Source organism: Hyphomicrobiales bacterium (genome assembly GCA_016125495.1).
In the GTDB taxonomy this organism is placed as follows: Bacteria; Pseudomonadota; Alphaproteobacteria; order Rhizobiales; family RI-29; genus RI-29.
Window position 1 is genome coordinate 1 of sequence record WGLQ01000014.1, and the last position, 18,964, is coordinate 18,964.

The window sequence follows — 18,964 nt, forward strand, 5'->3', positions numbered from 1 at the left end:
GAACCAGGCAACCGCGATCGCTGACCGCCAGAACTGAGAGAGAGTGACGATGGTAACCGTGCTGGACACCGTGAGCCAGGCAGAAGGCGCAGCCCAGCGGCCGCGCCATCCCGAAAAGGCGAAGCGGCCGGACACAGAGGTGCTGCGCAAGCCCGAATGGATCAGGGTGCGCGCCGGCGGCTCGCCGGTCTATGAGGAGACCCGCCGGATCGTCAAGGAGAACGGGCTGGTCACAGTCTGCGAGGAAGCGGGCTGCCCCAATATCGGCGAGTGCTGGTCGAAGAAGCATGCGACCATGATGATCATGGGTGAAATCTGTACGCGCGCCTGCGCGTTCTGCAATGTGCGCACGGGGCTGCCGCTCCCGCTGGACCCGAACGAGCCGGAGCGCGTCGCGAGCGCGGTCGCGCGCCTCGGCCTCGAGCATGTCGTCATCACCTCCGTCGATCGCGACGACCTCGCCGACGGGGGCGCCCGCCATTTCGCCTCGGTCGTCGAGGCCGTGCGCGCGGCAACACCATCGACGACCATCGAGATCCTGACGCCGGATTTCCTGCGCAAGCCGGACTGGGCGCTCTCCGAGGTCGTCGCGGCGCGGCCGGACGTCTTCAACCACAACCTCGAAACGGTCCCCTCGCGCTACCTGACCATTCGCCCCGGGGCCCGCTATTTCCACTCCCTGAGACTGCTCCAACGCGTCAAGGAGCTGGCACCCGCGATGTTCACCAAGTCCGGCATCATGCTCGGGCTCGGCGAGACGCGGAACGAGGTGCTGCAGGTGATGGACGACATGCGTTCGGCCGGCGTCGATTTCCTCACCATCGGCCAGTACCTGCAACCGACGCGCCGTCATGCCGCCGTCGAGCGTTTCGTGCCGCCCGAGGAGTTCGCGGCCTACGCCAGCATCGCCGAGGCCAAGGGTTTCCTCGTCGTGGCCTCGAGCCCGCTCACGCGTTCATCGTACCATGCGGGGGAGGATTTCGCGCGCCTGCGCCTTGCTCGCGAGGAGATGCTCGCGCGCCAGGGGCGTTGAGGCGGGGCCGGCGGTGAAGACCTTCTCGACCCGCAGGATCGTCCGCCACAGCGCCGAGGAGATGTTCGATCTCGTCGCGGACGTGGAACGTTATCCGGAGTTCGTTCCGCTCTGCGCGGCGCTTCGCGTGCGCCGACGCAGCGGCGAGCCCGAGACCGGACGAACCCTGCTCGTCGCGGATATGACCGTCGCATTCAAGCTGCTGCGCGAGACGTTCACGAGCGAGGTCCAGCTCGACCCGGGCCGGCGCACCATCGTGGCCCGCTACCTGGACGGCCCCTTCCGCTCACTCGAAAACCGGTGGCAGTTCCGAGAGTTGCCGCCTGCTTCTGACGAAGCCAGCGCGCCCTCTCCCCTGTGCGAGGTGGATTTCTTCCTCGCCTATGAACTCAAGTCCCGGGCTTTCCAGGTGCTCGCGGGGGCGGTATTCGACCGCGCCTTCGCGCACTTCGCAGAGGCTTTCGAGCGGCGGGCCGATAAGATTTATCACCCGAGGGGATGAGCATTCGGAGTGGCACGCGGTTGACTTTGCCTCTCTTACCGACGGGCCGTTTCGCGCAGGAGCGCGAGTGCATCGAGCGCGGCCATGTGGCGGATCGCGTTCCGCCCGGCGGAAGGATCGTAGCGACGTTCGAGGTGCCAGGTGCCGCCGCCACGCCGGGATGCGGCGAGATGCACCAGCCCGACCGGTTTCGTGTCGGTCCCACCACCAGGACCGGCGATGCCCGTCACCGCGACGCTGACATCGGCGTGACTGTGGGCGATGGCACCGATCGCCATGGCGCGGGCCACCGGCTCGCTGACGGCGCCATGAGTGGCGATGAGGTCGGCGGGCAACCCGAGCATTTCGCTCTTTGCGGCGTTGGAATAGGTGACGAAGGCCCGGTCGACGACGTCCGAGGAACCGGCGATCGCCGTCAAAGCCGCGGCGATGAGCCCGCCGGTGCAGGATTCGGCGGTCACCGCTTGAAAAGAAAACGCGCGAAGCTCGTCCAGAGCCTCGCGCGCCGCATTCATCAATTCATCGTCCATGCCGCACCTCGCCCTGTGCGGCCATGCTGAACGCTCGGCAAGCGGCAATCAAGCCGCAACGAGGCGTTCCGCGTCGGCGAGCATCCGGTCGAAAGCATCGCGGCTCTTGGAGCCAAGGGCTTCCTCGACACGGCGCTGGATGTCGGTCCAGATCGGATAAGCCTGCAGAATGGCCTTCTCGCCTGCTGGTGTCAGATGCAACCCGCGCCCATGACGACCGGCGGGCGGATCCATGGTCACCAGTTGCAACGCCTCGAGGCGCTTCAAGTTGCGACTGAGGGTGGACTTCTCGATATCGAGGGAGAAACCGATCTCGGCAGCCGTGATGTTGTCCTGCTGCGCGATGGTGGTGAGCAGCGTGAACTGGCTCCCGGTCAAGCCGAGGGGTCGCAACGCCTCGTCGTAGATGCGTGTGATGATGCGGCTCATCCGTCGCACGCGCAGTGCGACGCACTTTGCAGATGACGCCTCACCAACTTCGGCAACAGTCAGATCTTTGTCGGTTCGACGTTCCATGACCCGCCCCGTTCATGAAGTCTTCTATCAGCATCGAACCCTGAGGTGATTCTCAGGCCGGGTAAACGGGGCCGGCGGTTCGGCCACAGCATTGCTGCGGGCGCGGCACAGCGGAACGCGGGATGGGCGCATCCGCATATGGCGGCCGCGCCGGGAAGCCCCGGCGACGGTCCACTCAACGCCTTGATACAGAGCCGAAAACCACCGTAGCGGTTGCGAGGGCGGCAATTCCCTCACGTCGCCCCGTGAAGCCCAGTCGTTCACTGGTCGTCGCCTTGACGCTGATGCGTCCCGGCGAAACTCCTGTGATCGCCGAGACACGTTCGATCATGGCGAGCCGGTGCGGACCGATCCGCGGGGCCTCGCAAACGAGTGTGATGTCGAGATGGGTCGGCACGCCGCGCCGCGCCCGCACCCGCGCGACGGCATCAGCGAGAAAGAGGTCCGAACTCTGGCCGCGCCATTTCGGGTCGCTCGGCGGAAAGTGCGTTCCGATGTCGCCATCGCCGAGCGCGCCGAGCAGGGCGTCGGTCAGGGCATGCAATGCGACGTCGGCGTCAGAATGCCCGATGAGGCCGCCATCGTGCGGGATCGTGATGCCGCAGAGCACGACGCCGGTTCCAGGGCCCAGCGCGTGGACGTCGTAGCCGTGACCGACACGGACGTCGGGCACGGCGGGGTCCGCGATTTCGTCGGGCTGGTCGAGTTGGCTCGAGGCACCGGCAACGCAGCGCAGCCGCGCATCAGCCTCGGCGATGTCCTGCGCGGTCGTCAGTTTCACATTGGCCGGCGATCCGGCGACCAGAACGATCCGTCCACCCCGCCACTCGAGGATGGCGGCGTCATCGGTGAAGTCGTTTCGCCCCGCCGCGGCGGCGGCACGATGCGCGGCGAGAATGGCGGCAAAGCCGAAGCCCTGGGGCGTCAGCGCCCGCCAGAGGCCATCGCGGGACACGGTTCCGGCAATGCTGCCGTCGCCGGCGTCACGTTTCAGCGTGTCGGTGACAGGGATGGCGGAAATCGCGCCATCCGACGTCTCGAGAGCGGCGAGCACGTCAGCGATGCAGCGGGGCGAGACGAAGGGGCGCGCCGCATCGTGGATGAGCACCTTGGCGGGTGCCGGCGAATGCACCGCCAATGCCTCGAGGCCGGCGTGCACCGAGGCCTGGCGGGTGGCGCCGCCTGCAACTGGGGCCAGAATACGCCCTTCGCGTTCCGCGAGGCCGCCAATCGCCGCCTCGTAACGGTCGTGGTCCTGCGGATGGATGACGACGAGGACGCTGTCGATCTCGCGGACCTGGAGTACGGCCTCCAGCGTACGTTGCAGCACGCTTCCACCGGCGATCGGCCGGTACTGCTTCGGTCCGTCCGCTTCGCCGGCCCTGCTGCCTCGTCCGGCCGCCACGATGAGCACCGCTGTCTGCCCCATGCTCCTCGATCCTCCAGAACTCGATCCCCCACCGACGGTGGGCCAGCCATCCGGTGCGGTGATATCGGGGAGTGGCTGGGGCGGCAATGACGGCCGCATCGCCAGCCAGGGCCGCTCCGACGACCGGTTGGGCTGTCGATGACCCCAGGAGGCCGTCAAGGTCGAGCCCATGCGAAGGATCGTCACCGGTGCTGCAAGGCGGACCATTGCACAGCGCCCCACACCTGACTAGAAACCAGGCAGAAGGATCGAATGCCTCAGGAAAGAGCAGTCGTGCCAACCCATCCGCCCCATCCGCCGGCGAAAGGCACTGGCCCCGGTCCTGTTCCCGGGGCGGGTGCCGGCTTTCGAGCGCAGGGCCCCGAGGCGATCCGCGCGGCCGGTATCGCATTGCGCAACCCGGTTCTCCTTGCACCCATGTCCGGCATCACGGACATTGCGTTCCGGCGCATCGCCTGGCGGCTCGGCGCTGGGCTCGTCGTCTCTGAAATGGTGGCGAGCGAGGCCCTGGCACAGGGGCACCCCGAAACGCTCGCCCGGAAGGAAGGAAGCGGCGTCGGTCCCTTCGTCATACAACTTGCAGGTCGTGAAGCGCGCTGGATGGCACGAGGCACCCAGATTGCCATCGATCGAGGCGCCGATGTCATCGACATCAACATGGGCTGTCCCGCCAAGAAGGTGACATCGGGACTGTCGGGTAGCGGCCTCATGCGCGACCTCGATCATGCCGAGCGACTGATCGAGGCGGTGGTCGAGGCGAGTTCGGTTCCGGTGACCCTCAAGATGCGGCTCGGCTGGGACGACGCTTCACGCAATGCACCCGAATTGGCGCGCCGCGCGCAGGCGGCCGGTGTGCGGATGCTGACCGTGCACGGGCGCACCCGTGCCCAGTTCTACACGGGCAACGCCGATTGGGCCGCGATCCGGTCGGTCAAGGAAGCGGTCCACATTCCCGTCGTCGCCAACGGTGACATTCGCGAGCCCCAGGATGCCGCCAGCGCGCTCGCCCTTTCCGGTGCGGACGCCGTCATGGTCGGGCGTGGCTGCTATGGAGCGCCCTGGCTCGCCGGGCGGCTTGCCGCCAGTCTCGCGGGGGCACCCTTCGCGAGCGCGCCGCCGGAAGAACTGGTCGACATCGTCGAGGAGCATTTCGAAGCGCTCCTCGAGCACTACGGCCCGGTCCTGGGAGTGCTCAACGCTCGCAAGCACCTGCGCTGGTATCTCGAGGGCGCCGGATTGCCCGCGGCCCTGATCGCGCAATGGTGCCCACTTCTCATGACGAGCGAGGAGGTTTCGGCGATCCGCCGGATGATCCGCAGCGCCCTATCAGGCGCCAGGGAGGCTGCCGCATGAAGGGCCGGGTGGGACGCATGGGCACGCGCGCCGAAGCCCCGTCGGACCTGCCTCCGACTGTCGCACCGCGAGGGGGCGCTGGCGACCTTGCCGAGGGAATGTCGACCGGCGACGTCCTGCTCAATGCCCTGCCGCACGCCATCCTGGTGCTGGGTCCGGGCGACCGTGTGCTCCAGTGTAACGCCGCCGCCGAGGACCTCTTCCAGACGAGCCTCACCCACCTTCGCAGGCTCGCCCTCAACGACCTCGTCTCCTTTTCGAGCGCCCTCGCCAGCCTCGTCGCCCAGGTCCGCCGGACCGGCAATTCGGTCAACGAATACGGCGTCGAACTCGCCTCGCCCCGAGCCCTCGACAATCGCCTGGTCGATATCTACGGAGCCCGCCTGCCGGACGCGCCGGACCGCGTGCTGATCATCCTGCAGCAGCGGAACATGGCGGCCATGATCGAGCGCCAGATGACACACCGGGCGGCCGCGCGTTCCGTCTCCAGCCTGGCGGCCATGCTGGCGCACGAAATCAAGAACCCGCTGTCCGGCATCCGGGGAGCCGCCCAGCTCATCGAGCCCTCGCTCGACGACGATGGCCGGGCTCTCACCCGCCTCATCTGCAGCGAAACGGACCGGATCTGCGGCCTCGTCGATCGCATGCAGGTGTTCGGCGACGATCGTCCCATTCCGCCGGGAACCATCAACATCCACAGCGTGCTCGGGCATGTGAAATCGCTCGCCGAGAAAGGCTTTGCGCGCGGCATCACGATCGAGGAGCAGTACGACCCATCGCTACCGGAGATCCGGGGGGACCGGGATCGCCTGATCCAGGCGGTCCTCAACCTCGTCAAGAACGCGGCCGAGGCGGTCTCGGGGTTTCGCGGCGACGGCCTCATCGTGCTGCGGACCGCCTACCGCCCGGGTCTGCGCCTCAGCTTGCCGGGCACGCGCGAGCGCATTTTCCTGCCGCTGATGATCGCCATCGAGGACAACGGTCCCGGCATCCCCGACGACGTCCGCGGCCATCTTTTCGATCCGTTCTTCACGACGAAACCATCGGGCAGCGGCCTCGGCCTCGCCCTCGTCGCCAAGATCGTCGCCGACCACGAGGGGATCATCGAATGCGACAGCGAGGCGGGGCGAACCGTCTTTCGCCTCCTTCTTCCGGTGGGCAGCGGAACATCTTGACGCGGGAGCGACGAGCACGGCCATGAGCAAGGGAACGATCCTGGTCGCCGACGACGACGCCGCCATCCGAACCGTGTTGCACCAGGCCCTCGCGCGCGCCGGCTACGATCCGCGCGTCACCAGCAACGCGGCCACCCTCTGGCGCTGGATCGCGCGCGGCGAAGGCGATCTCGTCGTCACCGATGTGGTGATGCCGGACGAGAACGCATTCGAACTGCTGCCTCAGATCAAGAAGGCGCGCCCCAGTCTTCCGGTCATCGTGATGAGCGCGCAGAGCACCGTGCTGACCGCCATCACGGCCGCCGAGCGGGGGGCATACGACTACCTTCCGAAGCCCTTCGATCTCAACGCGCTCATCGCACTGATCGATCGCGCGCTCGCCGAGCGTCGGCAGTCGGTGCCGCGCCGTGCGACCGGCCTCGCGCGAGAGGAGGAAAGCCTGCCGCTGATCGGCCGATCGGGCGCAATGCAGGAGATTTACCGGATCATCGCGCGCCTGACGCAGAACGATCTCACGGTGATGATCTCGGGCGAGTCGGGCACCGGCAAGGAACTTGTGGCCCGCGCCCTGCACGATTTTTCCAAACGTCGTCAGGGCCCATTCGTGCCCGTCAACATGGCCGCCATCCCGCGCGAACTCATCGAGAGCGAACTCTTCGGTCACGAGAAGGGGGCGTTCACGGGTGCACAGAGCCGCAGCATCGGACGCTTCGAGCAGGCCGAGGGCGGCACCCTCTTTCTCGACGAGATCGGCGATATGCCGATGGAGGCACAGACCCGTCTGCTGCGCGTCCTTCAAGAGGGAGAATATACGACCGTCGGCGGGCGCACGGCCCTTCGCACGGATGTTCGGATCGTGGCCGCGACCAACCGGGACCTGCGCAACCAGATCGCCCAGGGCCTCTTTCGCGAGGACCTCTATTATCGCCTCAACGTCGTGCCACTGCGCCTGCCGCCGCTGCGCGATCGCCTCGAGGACATACCGGACCTTGCGCGTCACTTCCTGCGCGAGGCAGCGCGCGAGGGGTTGCCGGCGCGCGAGATGGAGCCCGCCGCCTTCGAGGCCCTGAAGCAGCATCCCTGGCCCGGCAACGTGCGCGAACTCGAGAACCTGGTCCGGCGCCTGGTGGCCCTCTACAGCGACGAGGTGATCACAGCCGCGCTGGTGCGCCAGGAACTGCAACCGGACGCCACCGTCGCTCTCGCGAGCGCAGCAGGATCGCCAACGCTGACGGACGATCTCGAGCGTCACATCGCGGCGATCTTCATGAAGCACGGCAGCAAGCTGCCGCCGCCCGGCCTCTACCAGCGCCTGCTACGGCAACTCGAGGCGCCGCTGCTGACGGCAACCCTCGCGGCAACGCGTGGCAACCAGATCCGAGCCGCCGAGATCCTCGGGCTCAACAGGAACACGCTGCGCAAACGGATCCGAGATCTCAACATCTCGGTCCTCAAGAACCCATCCTGATCGAGCAGGGCCCGCTGGCGGCGACCCGGTGCCACTACCTGGGACCCACGCCATTCGCCGCCGATACCACGTCCTGGACGGTGCCGAGCCGACCCGTCGGAGTGGGCCCTCTTCGAGCAACACTGAATCATGTTCGCGCGGTTTTGCCCAGCCGATCTGGTTGGACCGCCGCACGCTTGACCCACGCGGCGGGCCGGAGTACTTCCGAAATGTCGCAATTCTGCCACAGGCGTGATGCGTCTGCGTCGACGGAGCAGATGAAGGGGTTCACCTGGTGATCACGCGCCACAGCAATTGGTGCCGCCAAGCGACGTGGCGGGGGATCATGGTGACCCGTGCGGCACCGCTCGACCCGCAAGGCAGCGATGCGTGGCCCGCCGATCATGGCGCGGGGACGGATGATCGACAGGCGGGAGGTCAGGGTCTGCGGCCTGCCCGCCAATCGGCTCGGGCCCACCGCGACGATGGAACTCACACTCTAGCCCGCCTCGTACCCCGAGGGTGGATGGCGGGCGATGATCGGTTGATATGCGGTTCGCGAGCGCCTGCCGAATGTGCCGGCTCCAGGGAGGCCGCATGACACGCAGCCAGACCCGAGCAACGGCCACGTCGAAGCCCGCAGAGGGGGGCGCTGGACCGGCCGTCGAAACTGTCGCAACACTCACGGCAATGGGCCAAGCTCGCGCGCTGGGGCATGGCGCAGCGCAATCGGTCAAGGAACCTGGCGCCCGAACGCGCGTCGCCAAGGGGCGTTGGGGTCGCCTCACCGGCTTCAAGGCCGGCCTCGCCATCATGCTCCTGTCGCTCGCCTCGGGGCTTGCCACCGGGCTGATCCTGACTGGCCTGACACCGATCGTGCCGACCAACGAGGTCGTCCTGATCACGCTGCTGGTCAATCTCGTCCTGATCGTCCTGCTCGGCGTCGTCGTCGTCATTCATGCTCTCGGGCTGCTGCGCGACCGGCGCGAGCAGAAGGCGGGTTCGGGGCTGCACGCGCGCATCGTCGGCCTCTTCAGCATCATCGCGGTGGTCCCTGCGATCGTACTGGCGATCTTTGCCTCGATCTCACTCGACCGCGGCCTCGACCACTGGTTCTCGACCCGAACCAAGCAGATCGTGAACAACTCGCTCGAGGTCGCCGAAGCCTATGTCCAGGAACACGGGCAGGTGCTGCGCGCCGACATCCTGGCCATGGTCAGCGACCTCGACTCCGCGACCAATCTCGACGAGGTCAAGGACCTGCGTCTCTCGCAGCAGGCCGGGCTCCGGGAGATTCCGTTCGCGTACCTCCTGTCGTCCGACGGTTCGGTGGTGGCGACCGCGGCCCAGACGGCCAGCCTCAAGTACGTGCCCCCGCCGCCGGCAGCCCTTCGCGAGGCGGGCGAGGGCCATCCGGTGATCATCTCCCCGGGACGCACGAACCGCGTTGCCGCCATCAAGAAGCTCGAGACGTTTCCCAATCTCTACGTCTACGTTTCCCGTCTGGTCGACCAGAAGGTGATCCATCACCTCAACAACACGCAAGCCGGCGTGCGCGAGTATAGCCAACTCGAAGAACGGCGCGCAGGCGTCCAGATCGCCTTCGGTCTCATGTATCTGATGATCGCCGTCACGCTGCTGCTTTCGGCGGTCTGGATCGGCCTCTGGTTCACCAATGCCCTGGTCGCGCCCATCCAACGGTTGATCGGGGCCGCCGAGGAGGTCTCGCACGGCGATCTCTCCGTCCAGGTGCCGCTCCGGCGCGGCGAGGGCGATCTCGGCCGACTGTCGAGCACCTTCAACCGCATGACCTCGCAATTGCGCATCCAGCGCGATGAACTGGTCAGCGCCAACGACGAGGTGAGCGAGCGGCGACGCTTCATCGAGGCGGTGCTCTCGGGCGTTTCGGCGGGGATCATCGGCCTCGACCCGCACGGCCGTGTCACATTGATGAACCGGGCGGCCAGCGACCGCCTCGAGATCGAACCCGCCAGGAGCGAGGGCTTACCGATTCGCGAGGTGGTGCCCGAGTTTGCGGCGCTCTTTCGCAAGGCTCGCCAACAGAAGCGCAACGACCGCGTGATCGACCAGATCACGCTACGGGCAGCCGAAAGCGAACAGATACTCGCCGTGCAGATCACCCGGGAAGGCTCGGATGGCGTCGATCATGGCTATGTGATCACCTTCGACGACATCACCGAACTGGTCGCGGCCCAGCGCACCTCGGCCTGGGCGGACGTCGCAAGACGGATCGCGCACGAGATCAAGAACCCGCTGACACCGATCAAGCTCTCGGCGGAGCGCTTGCGGCGCAAGTATCAGCGTGAGATCTCGAGCGACCCAGACGTCTTTGAACGCTGCGTCGACACGATCATCAGGAGGGTCGACGACATCGGACGCATGGCCGACGAATTCTCCTCGTTCGCCAAGATGCCGGACCCGCGCATGGAGCCGACCAACGTCACGGACGTCGCCCGCGAGGTGGTCTTCCTTTTCCAGAACGGCAATCCCGACATCGCTTTCGGCCTCGAGGCGCCCGATGAGGCGGTGATCGCCGAGTGCGACCGTCGGATGATGTCGCAGGTCCTGACCAATCTGGTCAAGAATGCCACCGAAGGCATCGCGGCCGTCGGCGCCGATGGCAAGTTGCCGGAAGGGTATTCCGGGGTCATCACCGTGCGTCTCACGCTCGAAGCAGAGAACCTGACGATCGAGGTGACGGACAACGGCTGCGGCCTGCCCAAACGCAACCGTCTGCGCCTCGTCGAGCCCTACATGACGACCCGCGCCAAGGGCACCGGAATCGGTCTCGCGGTGGTCAAGAAGGTGATGGAACAGCACCACGGACGTCTTGTGCTGGACGATGCGCCCGAGGACGTGCATGGCCGTCGTGGCGCGTGCATTCGCCTCATACTGCCGCTGCGCCAGCCCGAGACCGCCGAGCCGCACCAGCCGATGCCCGATGGGTCGGGCAAGACCGGTCCGCAAGATGGCAGGGTCGCGACGCTGAACGATGAAAGTGAGCCGGCGCTCGGCGAGGACGAAGTGGACGAGCGACCAGGCGCAAACGACGGGAATGGAAGAGGACGCAAGCGCGTCGCCAGCTAGGCGCGCCGAAAGCAGACACCGGAAATCCTGAAAAAGAGGGAGCAGGCGATGGCAACCGACATTCTCGTGGTCGACGACGAGGCCGACATCCGCGAGCAGGTCTCCGGAATCCTCGAGGATGAAGGGCACGGCACCCGGCTGGCGCGCGACAGCGACGAAGCCGTTCAAGCCATCGAGAACCGGCGCCCCTCGCTCGTCATTCTCGACATCTGGCTCCAGGGGAGCCGCCTCGATGGCCTCGAAGTGCTGTCATTGATCAAGAAGCTGCATCCCGATCTGCCGGTCATCATCATTTCCGGTCACGGCAATATCGAAACCGCCGTCACGGCCATCAAACGCGGCGCCTACGACTACATCGAAAAACCGATCAGCCTCGACAAACTGTTGCTCGTCACGCATCGGGCGCTCGAGACCTACCAACTCAAGCGCGAGGTGCAGGAGCTTCGCGAGCGCGCGCCGTTCAGCACCGAGATGATTGGCGGCTCATCGGCGATCAACCAACTCCGCAACGCCATCGAAAAGGTGGCACCGACCAACTCCCGGGTCATGATCACCGGACCTTCAGGCTCGGGCAAGGAACTTGCCGCCCGCACGTTGCACGCGCGCTCCCAGCGCGGCGACGGGCCGTTCGTCGTGCTCAACGCGGCCATCATGTCGCCGGACACCGTCGAGGAGGAACTGTTCGGCACCGAGGATCGCGTCGGCAATCCACGCAAGGTCGGCGCCCTCGAAGCCGCCCATGGCGGGACGCTCTACATCGACGAGGTCTCCGACATGCCGATCGAGACGCAGGGCAAGGTGCTCCGTGTCCTCGTCGAGCAGCGCTTCCTCAGGGTCGGTGGCTCCACCAAAGTGCACGTCGATGTTCGCATCGTCTCCTCGACCTCACGCAATCTCCAACGCGAGATGGAGGAGGGGCGCTTTCGCGAGGACCTCTTTCATCGCCTCAACGTGGTGCCGCTGCGGGTGCCCAGCCTCGCCGAACGGCGCGACGACATTCCGCCCCTCGTCAACCACTTCGTCAAACAGATCGTCACCGCCTCAGGACTGCCGCCGCGGCGCATCGGCGACGATGCCATCGCCGTCCTCCAGGCGCACGACTGGCCCGGCAACATCCGTCAGCTGCGCAACAACGTCGAGCGCCTCATGATCCTTTCGGGAGGCGGTCCCGAAACCGTCATCACCGCCGATCTGCTGCCGGACGAAATCGGTTCGTCGGTGCCGTTCTCGGGAAATGGCGGGGCCGAGCACCTGATGTCGCTGCCGTTGCGTGACGCGCGCGAAATCTTCGAGCGGGAATACCTCACGGCGCAGATCAACCGCTTCGGCGGCAACATCTCGCGCACCGCCGAATTCGTCGGCATGGAGCGCTCGGCGCTGCACCGCAAGTTGCGCGCGCTGGGGCTCACCTCGGCCGAGCGCACCGCCGATGCAAGGTGATGTTTACCATGAACGCCTAGACCTGTGAGGCGCTCGAAGCGCTGCGGGATGGGGGCGCGAGCCACATGAAGGTGATCATTTGCGGTGCCGGGCAGGTGGGCTTCGGTATCGCCGAGCGCTTGGCCGCCGAAAAGAACGACGTCACCGTGGTCGATACCGCGACCGATCTGATCCAGCGGGTGAACGACATGCTGGACGCGCGCGGCATCGTCGGGCACGGCTCGCACCCCGATGTGCTGGGCGAGGCCGGGGCCCGCGACGCGGACATGATCATCGCCGTGACCCTGCACGACGAGGTCAACATGGTGGCGTGCCAGGTGGCGCATTCGCTCTTCGGCACCCCGACCAAGATCGCGCGGGTTCGATCCCAGAGCTATCTCAACCAGACCTACGGCACCCTCTTCACCCGCGACAACATGCCGATCGACGTGATGATCTCGCCGGAGGTCGAGGTCGGCGAAACCGTTCTGCGGCGCCTCAATCAGCCGGGCACGACCGAGACCATCAGGCTCGGCGACGGAAAGGTGTCGCTCGTCGGCGTCATGTGCGACGAGCGCTGTCCCATTGTCGACACGCCGCTCTCCCAGCTCACCGAGCTCTTTCCGGACCTCGCGAGTGTGATCGTCGGCATCGTGCGCGGGGACACCGTGTTCGTTCCGCACAGCGACGATCAGCTGATGCTCGACGACGAGGTCTATTTCGTCGCCCGTGCCGATCAGGTGGACCGCACGCTCAAGATCTTCGGCATCGAGGAGCAGCGCGCGCGCCGCGTGGTGATCGCCGGTGGTGGCAACATCGGGCTCTATGTCGCCGAAGCGATCGAGCGCGGTTATCCTCAGGTGCGCGTCAAGATCATCGAGCAGAACCGCGCGCGCGCGGTCACGATTGCCGAGCGCCTGAGCCGGACCGTGGTCTTGCATGGGGATGCGTTGAGCGAGGACCTGCTCAAGGAAGCCGAGGTTGGCCAAGCGGATACTTTGCTCGCCCTGACCAACGACGACCAGGTGAACATCCTGGCGTGCGTTCTGGTCGGTCAACTGGGCACGGCGCGCACGCTCTGTCTCCTCAACGCGCCGCGCTACACCCACGTCATTCGATCGCTCGGCATCGACAGTCACGTCAACCCTCGCGCCACCACGGTCTCGCGCATCCTGCAACAGGTCCGTCGTGGTCGCATCCGGTCCGTGAACTCACTGCAAAATGGCCTCGCCGAAGTCATCGAGGCCGAAGCGCTGGACACCGCCCCGGTGGTCGGCAAGGCCCTGCGCGATCTCGATCTGCCCGAGGGAATTCGATTCGGCGCCATACTGCGCAAGGACGACGTCATCATTCCGACCGGCGATACCGAGATCCGGGCGCAGGATCGCGCGGTGATTTTCGCTCTGGCCGAGAACGTGCGCACCGTGGAACACTTGTTCCGCGTCAGCGTCGATTTCTTCTGAGGGCAGATGCAACTCTTGCCGATCGTACCCGTCGCCGGCCGGCTGCTCATCGGTTTCTCGGCGATGACGTTCCTGCCGATCGCATTCTCGGCGGCGGGCGGGGAAACACGCTCGGCCCTCGCCTTCGCGATCACGGGATTGATCTCGCTATTCATCGGTGGCGCGCTGGTGCTGTCGACACCGCTGACCCGCCAGCTCGACATCACGCTGCATGGGCTACCTTTGCTCGCAGTCGTCTGGTTCATCCTGCCGCTGTTCGGCGGCCTGCCGTTCGTGCTGGACCAGAGCCTGCCGAGCCTGGCGACAGCCTATTTCGAGGCGACGAGCGCCATGACGACGACCGGCGCGACCGCCTTCGTGACGCTCACCGGCGTTTCGCGCGGCATACTGATCTGGCGCGCAGAGATGCAGTGGATCGGCGGCCTCGCCACTCTCGTTGCCATCTCGATCCTTCTGGCGCCGATCCGCCGCATGCAGCTGCCGGACTTCGGGCCGGTCAACATCGAGCACCTCGGGCGGCAGGGCCAGTGGTTGCCGCGATCGTTCCTTCGCACGATCTTGCCGCTCTATGTCGGAATAACCGTTGTCTGCTGGGCCGGGCTCAGTATCGCCGGGGTGCCGACCTTCGACAGCCTCTGTCTCGCATTCGCGGCCATATCGACCGGTGGACTGATGCCACGCGACGGCGCGCTCGTTCATTATGGCTCGAGTGCCGCGGTGCTCATCCTGACGCTGACCATGATGGCCGGCGCGATCAGCCTCGTATGGCTCCGCGCCCTGCTCTCGATGAAGCTCACCCTCACATGGTCGAGCCGGGAGCCCTTCTGGGTCCTGGCCGGCATGCTGATCGTCGGGTTCTATGTGGCCACCAGCCTGCACAACCAGCCGCCGGCGAGCGACCTGATCAGAGACGCTTCCGTCACCGTGGAGGGCTTTGCAGCCGCCGTTTCCCTGATGAGCACGACCGGCTTTCTGGTGTCCAGCGAGGCCCACGGTGTGCTGCCGTTCATCGTCGTGCTTTTCCTGGCGTTTCTCGGGGCGGGCCGCTTCTCGACGGCGGGAGGGCTGAAGTTCTATCGCCTCGGAGCGATGACGCGGCAGTTGCGCGCCGAGCTCGACCACCTCATCTACCCCAGCAGCGCGGCAACCAAGGCCAGCGAGGATGCAGCCGAGCGCAACGATCTGATCGGTTCGATCTGGACTTATCTCGTGGTTGCCGGAGTCGTGGTCGCGTGTGTCGCGCTCGTCCTGGCGCTCGACGGGCTCGACCCGCCGGCCGCGTTGCTGGCTGCGGTCAGCGCGGTCTCCAACGTCGGCCCGGCATACAACCTGGCCCTCTCGGGAGAGCACGAGGTGCCCATGCTCTATGCGGAGATGAGCGAAAGGTCGCACGTCGTACTGGCGTTGGCGATGGTGCTCGGACGCTTCGAGATTCTCGCGCTTCTGACACTATTCAATCTGACGTATTGGCGCGGTTGAACTTCTCGGTGCCCCACGGGTCCTTGCCGGCTGTGACCGTTCGAAAGTTTCCCGCTTTGCGTGCTTGCCGTTTGCCACAATACTGGCATAATTTGCCGCGCGGTCAGTTGGGCCGCCAAGTGCGTTTACAACTCGAATGGCCGGCAGCAAACGGGTTAGCGCTGCAACGGCACGGGCCACTGACGAATGGGTCGGACGAGCGAGTGGCGGACGCGGAACGCCGAGCGTCTGGCGGGTTTGCCGCGCCGCCGGCCGTCGACAAATAACGATAAGATGGGAAAACCATGGCTAACGAACGTGCCCCCAGCCTGCAGGACAGCTTCCTCAACCACGTGCGCCGCAACAAAATCCCTCTGACGATCTTCCTCGTAAACGGTGTCAAGTTGCAGGGGATCGTCACTTGGTTCGACAACTTCTGCGTTCTTCTGCGGCGCGATGGTCATTCCCAACTCGTCTACAAGCACGCGATCTCGACGATCATGCCCGGCCAGCCGGTCCACCTCGCCGATGGTGAGGGGGCGACTGGCGAAGGCCCGAGTGGTTGACGTCCTTGTGGCCATCATCCAACGGCGATGACGACCGGCGCGAAGGGCGCCAGGATCGTTCCGAGACCGCCCACGGAGCGGGACCAGAACCGGATGTGCGCACCGGGGCGCGGGCCGCCGTGTTCGTGCCGATCTTGACCCGGCGCCGGGCTCCGCGGCCCGAGCGGGCCGGCGAGGACCCGGTTCCCACCTGGGGCCTGCGAACACCGCAGGCGCGCCTCGAGGAGGCGATCGGGCTGGCCGGCGCCATCGACCTCGAGATCGTCGCGCAGGCGCATTTCCCCGTCCCGACACCGCGCCCTGCCACCCTCATCGGGACTGGCAAGCTGGAGGAACTGGCGGGCATCGTCGCTGAGCGCGAGATCGAGCTGGTGGTGATCGACCACCCGCTAACCCCCGTCCAGCAGCGCAACCTCGAGAAGGCTCTGAAGGCAAAGGTGCTCGACCGCACCGGCCTGATCCTCGAGATTTTCGGGCGCCGAGCCCGCACCAAGGAGGGTCGCCTCCAGGTCGAACTGGCGCACCTCATGTTCCAGAAGAGCCGCCTCGTGCGCTCCTGGACCCACCTCGAACGTCAGCGGGGCGGTTTCGGCTTCCTCGGCGGCCCGGGCGAAACGCAGATCGAAGCGGACCGCCGCGCCATCCAGGAGCGCATCGAGGGGATCGAGCGTGATCTTGCAACCGTGGTGCGAACGCGTGAGTTGCACCGCAAGGGACGCGCCCGGGTGCCCTATCCGATCGTCGCGCTCGTCGGCTATACGAACGCCGGCAAGTCGACGCTCTTCAACACGCTGACCGGCAGCGGCGTCTATGCCCGCGACCAGCTCTTTGCCACCCTCGATCCGACGATGCGTGAACTGGCATTGCCGCATGGGCGCCGGATCATCCTGTCCGACACCGTCGGCTTCATATCGGAACTGCCGACCACCCTCGTTGCGGCCTTTCGCGCAACGCTCGAGGAAGTCATCGCTGCCGACCTCATCCTCCATGTCCGGGACATCTCGCACCCCGACAGCGAGGCCCAGGCCCGCGACGTCGAGCACGTTCTCGCCGACCTCGGCATCGATCCGCGCCATGCCAGCGCCCCGGTCCTCGAGGTCTGGAACAAGGCCGACCTCGTCGACGCCGATCGCGCCGCCGGGCTTGTTTCCGCCGCCGAGCGTCAGCCTCGCCGTCCGGCGATCGTCTCGGCTCTGACGGGTGACGGCATCGCCGGCCTGCTCGCCCGGATCGAGGAAGTCGTCGCGGCTGGCCAGCCGATCCTGACGGTCGTGGTGCCACCGGAGGCCGGCGCGTTGCGCGGCTGGCTGCACGCCAACACCGAAGTGCTCTCCCACGAGACCGGCGAAGACGGCGCCAGCGTCTACCGCGTTTCGGTGCCGGCCGAGCGCCACGATCTCCTGTTGCGCCGCATCGCGGCAACGCCCGGGGCACGCGTCGTCGACTGAGGGTGCACGTCCCAGGCCGAGTGAGTGAAGCCTTGTCCGGGAGCTGACGCGAGTTGCGTTCACCCCGGCGCTGTTGCAGAAGCCTCCTCGGGCTCTGCGACGGCGCCGCTTGCGAGACGGCTGATCGCTCCGAGCGACGGGCGGAGCGGGGCGCGAGACGCATGGACGAGGACGATCGCCATCGGGCTCTCGCGCGCAACGTGCGCCTCTATCCCTGGTTCAAATTCTTTCAGGCGCTGATCTTTTGGCAGGCGATCTGGTTCCTCTATTACGAGGGTCTGCTCTCGCCGGCGGCGGCCATCGCCCTCCTCGCCATCAAGGACCTCGGTGTCGTGGTCTTCGAAGTCCCGTCCGGCTATCTCGCCGATGCCGTCGGCCGCCGCCCGACGCTGCTCGCGGCAGCGGGCCTCACGGCCCTCGGTTGCGTCCTGATCGCAACCGGGAACGATCTGACGACCTTCATGATCGGGGAGGTGCTCGTCGGCATGGGGGCGGCATTCGCCTCGGGAGCCGACAGTGCCCTCCTCTACGACAGCCTCGATGAACTCGGCGAGACCGAGCGCGTCGCCGAGGTCGAATTGCGCGCCTGGCGCCTGTCCTACGCCGGCTACGCCCTCTCGGCCGTTGCCGGAGGACTGGCGATGCTGCTTGCCCCCTCGCTGCCCTATCTGCTCTCGGCGCTGGCCGCCTTCGGGGCTCTGATCGTCACATGGCGGCTCGCCGAGCCGCCGATCTCGGGCACCATCGCGATGCCCCTCGCCCAGCTCGGTCTCGTGCTGCAACGCATGACCACGCCGCTCCTTGCCTGGGTTCTCGTGCACACCCTCGCCGCCTACGTCATGGGGCACGTCGCCTTCGCGTTCGCCCAGCCCTACGTCGCCGCCGGATTGGCCGAACTCGGGTTGCGTGAGGGAGCGCCGATGCTTTCGGGCACCATCGCCGCCATCATGTTCGTCGTCTCGATCGCCGCCAGCATGGCCAGCATGTCGGTGCGGCGACGGCTCGGGCCAGCACGCACCATGCTCGCGGCCTTCGCCATGCAGACGCTATTGATCGCGGCACTGGCCGCCATCGTGCACCCGGCAGCCAGTGTCCTCCTGGTCCTTCGCCTCGTGCCCGATGCCTTCATCCGGCCGTACATGCTGGAGCTGGTCCAGCCAGAGCTCGAAGGCCGCTACCGCGCGACCTACCTTTCCGTCCAGAACCTCGCGGGCAAGCTGGTCTATGCCGGCCTGCTGTTGCTGACCGCCGGGAGCATCGGCGAGGCGGGGCGGCTCGAGGGCCCTGCGTTGACGGGCGTGCTGACGGCCTTTGCCGGGGGCGGCGCGATCGTGCTGGTGCTGTTGATCGCAACGCGCCGGCATGCGATGGGCCGTGCGGGATGAGCAGGGTTCGCTTGGGCCCGGCACCTCCGGCCGGGGCGTGGCACCGGAGGGTGGTCACACCGCGCCCGATCCACCTAATTTTCCATAATACATATTATGCGAATGACAGGTGATGGCGATTTACGCACTAGA

15 protein-coding genes are annotated in these 18,964 nt (G+C 66.5%); 12 read left to right on the forward strand and 3 right to left on the reverse strand.

Going from position 1 to position 18,964, the window contains the following annotated elements:
* The first annotated feature begins 49 nt into the window (after positions 1 to 49).
* Together lipA and GC150_11275 are read left to right on the forward strand one after the other, a co-directional pair.
* Positions 50 to 1,033 carry a lipoyl synthase gene (gene lipA, locus GC150_11270; protein ID MBI1385479.1) on the forward strand — a complete coding sequence of 328 codons (984 nt, stop codon included), beginning with the start codon at positions 50 to 52 and terminating at the stop codon, positions 1,031 to 1,033.
* 13 nt (positions 1,034 to 1,046) lie between these two features.
* Complete coding sequence (locus GC150_11275; GenBank protein ID MBI1385480.1) at positions 1,047 to 1,535, forward strand: type II toxin-antitoxin system RatA family toxin; 489 nt, start codon at positions 1,047 to 1,049, stop codon at positions 1,533 to 1,535.
* 35 nt (positions 1,536 to 1,570) lie between these two features.
* Here the strand turns inward: GC150_11275 and GC150_11280 are convergent, their stop codons facing one another.
* The 3 genes from GC150_11280 to GC150_11290 form a co-directional block, all read right to left on the reverse strand.
* Entirely contained in the window at positions 1,571 to 2,065 is a 495-nt protein-coding gene (locus tag GC150_11280; GenBank protein MBI1385481.1) for a nicotinamide-nucleotide amidohydrolase family protein, read from the reverse strand.
* A 48-nt stretch (positions 2,066 to 2,113) separates the two neighbouring features.
* Positions 2,114 to 2,581 (reverse strand): MarR family transcriptional regulator, encoded by a 468-nt coding sequence (locus GC150_11285; GenBank protein MBI1385482.1) that lies wholly within the window; start codon positions 2,579 to 2,581, stop codon positions 2,114 to 2,116.
* 175 nt (positions 2,582 to 2,756) lie between these two features.
* On the reverse strand, positions 2,757 to 4,010 hold the full coding sequence (locus GC150_11290) for a bifunctional 2-C-methyl-D-erythritol 4-phosphate cytidylyltransferase/2-C-methyl-D-erythritol 2,4-cyclodiphosphate synthase (protein MBI1385483.1): 1,254 nt from the start codon (positions 4,008 to 4,010) through the stop codon (positions 2,757 to 2,759).
* 252 nt (positions 4,011 to 4,262) lie between these two features.
* Here GC150_11290 and dusB point away from each other — a divergent pair, with 252 nt between their 5' ends.
* The 10 genes from dusB (at position 4,263) to GC150_11340 (ending at position 18,832) form a co-directional block, all read left to right on the forward strand.
* Positions 4,263 to 5,363 carry a tRNA dihydrouridine synthase DusB gene (gene dusB / locus GC150_11295; GenBank protein ID MBI1385484.1) on the forward strand — a complete coding sequence of 367 codons (1,101 nt, stop codon included), beginning with the start codon at positions 4,263 to 4,265 and terminating at the stop codon, positions 5,361 to 5,363.
* Between the two features lie 98 nt (positions 5,364 to 5,461).
* A complete protein-coding gene (locus GC150_11300) occupies positions 5,462 to 6,538 on the forward strand; it encodes a two-component sensor histidine kinase (GenBank protein ID MBI1385485.1) in 1,077 nt (358 codons plus the stop codon).
* Positions 6,539 to 6,560: 22 nt separating this feature from the next.
* Entirely contained in the window at positions 6,561 to 8,006 is a 1,446-nt protein-coding gene (gene ntrC, locus GC150_11305) for a nitrogen regulation protein NR(I) (GenBank protein ID MBI1385486.1), read from the forward strand.
* A 528-nt stretch (positions 8,007 to 8,534) separates the two neighbouring features.
* Positions 8,535 to 11,093, forward strand: coding sequence for a HAMP domain-containing protein (locus GC150_11310; protein MBI1385487.1), 2,559 nt, complete (start codon positions 8,535 to 8,537; stop codon positions 11,091 to 11,093).
* Positions 11,094 to 11,141: 48 nt separating this feature from the next.
* A complete protein-coding gene (locus GC150_11315) occupies positions 11,142 to 12,533 on the forward strand; it encodes a response regulator (GenBank protein MBI1385488.1) in 1,392 nt (463 codons plus the stop codon).
* Between the two features lie 65 nt (positions 12,534 to 12,598).
* On the forward strand, positions 12,599 to 13,975 hold the full coding sequence (gene trkA / locus GC150_11320) for a Trk system potassium transporter TrkA (protein ID MBI1385489.1): 1,377 nt from the start codon (positions 12,599 to 12,601) through the stop codon (positions 13,973 to 13,975).
* A 6-nt stretch (positions 13,976 to 13,981) separates the two neighbouring features.
* Positions 13,982 to 15,454, forward strand: coding sequence for a hypothetical protein (locus GC150_11325; protein MBI1385490.1), 1,473 nt, complete (start codon positions 13,982 to 13,984; stop codon positions 15,452 to 15,454).
* Positions 15,455 to 15,738: 284 nt separating this feature from the next.
* On the forward strand, positions 15,739 to 15,999 hold the full coding sequence (hfq, locus tag GC150_11330; GenBank protein ID MBI1385491.1) for an RNA chaperone Hfq: 261 nt from the start codon (positions 15,739 to 15,741) through the stop codon (positions 15,997 to 15,999).
* A 95-nt stretch (positions 16,000 to 16,094) separates the two neighbouring features.
* The gene (gene hflX, locus GC150_11335) at positions 16,095 to 17,447 is read left to right on the forward strand and encodes a GTPase HflX (GenBank protein ID MBI1385492.1); all 1,353 of its coding nucleotides are present in this window, start codon (positions 16,095 to 16,097) and stop codon (positions 17,445 to 17,447) included.
* A 161-nt stretch (positions 17,448 to 17,608) separates the two neighbouring features.
* Positions 17,609 to 18,832, forward strand: a complete 1,224-nt coding sequence (locus tag GC150_11340; protein ID MBI1385493.1) for an MFS transporter — start codon at positions 17,609 to 17,611, stop codon at positions 18,830 to 18,832.
* Positions 18,833 to 18,964: the final 132 nt, after the last annotated feature.

Bases quoted from the DNA above. Each gene is read 5' to 3' on its own strand.
- lipA (MBI1385479.1), top strand. From the start codon at position 50: ATGGTAACCGTGCTGGACACCGTGAGCCAGGCAGAAGGCGCAGCCCAG.
- GC150_11280 (MBI1385481.1), bottom strand. From the start codon at position 2,065: ATGGACGATGAATTGATGAATGCGGCGCGCGAGGCTCTGGACGAGCTT.
- GC150_11285 (MBI1385482.1), bottom strand. From the start codon at position 2,581: ATGGAACGTCGAACCGACAAAGATCTGACTGTTGCCGAAGTTGGTGAG.
- GC150_11290 (MBI1385483.1), bottom strand. From the start codon at position 4,010: ATGGGGCAGACAGCGGTGCTCATCGTGGCGGCCGGACGAGGCAGCAGG.
- dusB (MBI1385484.1), top strand. From the start codon at position 4,263: ATGCCTCAGGAAAGAGCAGTCGTGCCAACCCATCCGCCCCATCCGCCG.
- GC150_11300 (MBI1385485.1), top strand. From the start codon at position 5,462: ATGTCGACCGGCGACGTCCTGCTCAATGCCCTGCCGCACGCCATCCTG.
- ntrC (MBI1385486.1), top strand. From the start codon at position 6,561: ATGAGCAAGGGAACGATCCTGGTCGCCGACGACGACGCCGCCATCCGA.
- GC150_11310 (MBI1385487.1), top strand. From the start codon at position 8,535: ATGCGGTTCGCGAGCGCCTGCCGAATGTGCCGGCTCCAGGGAGGCCGC.
- GC150_11315 (MBI1385488.1), top strand. From the start codon at position 11,142: ATGGCAACCGACATTCTCGTGGTCGACGACGAGGCCGACATCCGCGAG.
- trkA (MBI1385489.1), top strand. From the start codon at position 12,599: ATGAAGGTGATCATTTGCGGTGCCGGGCAGGTGGGCTTCGGTATCGCC.
- GC150_11325 (MBI1385490.1), top strand. From the start codon at position 13,982: ATGCAACTCTTGCCGATCGTACCCGTCGCCGGCCGGCTGCTCATCGGT.
- hfq (MBI1385491.1), top strand. From the start codon at position 15,739: ATGGCTAACGAACGTGCCCCCAGCCTGCAGGACAGCTTCCTCAACCAC.
- GC150_11340 (MBI1385493.1), top strand. From the start codon at position 17,609: ATGGACGAGGACGATCGCCATCGGGCTCTCGCGCGCAACGTGCGCCTC.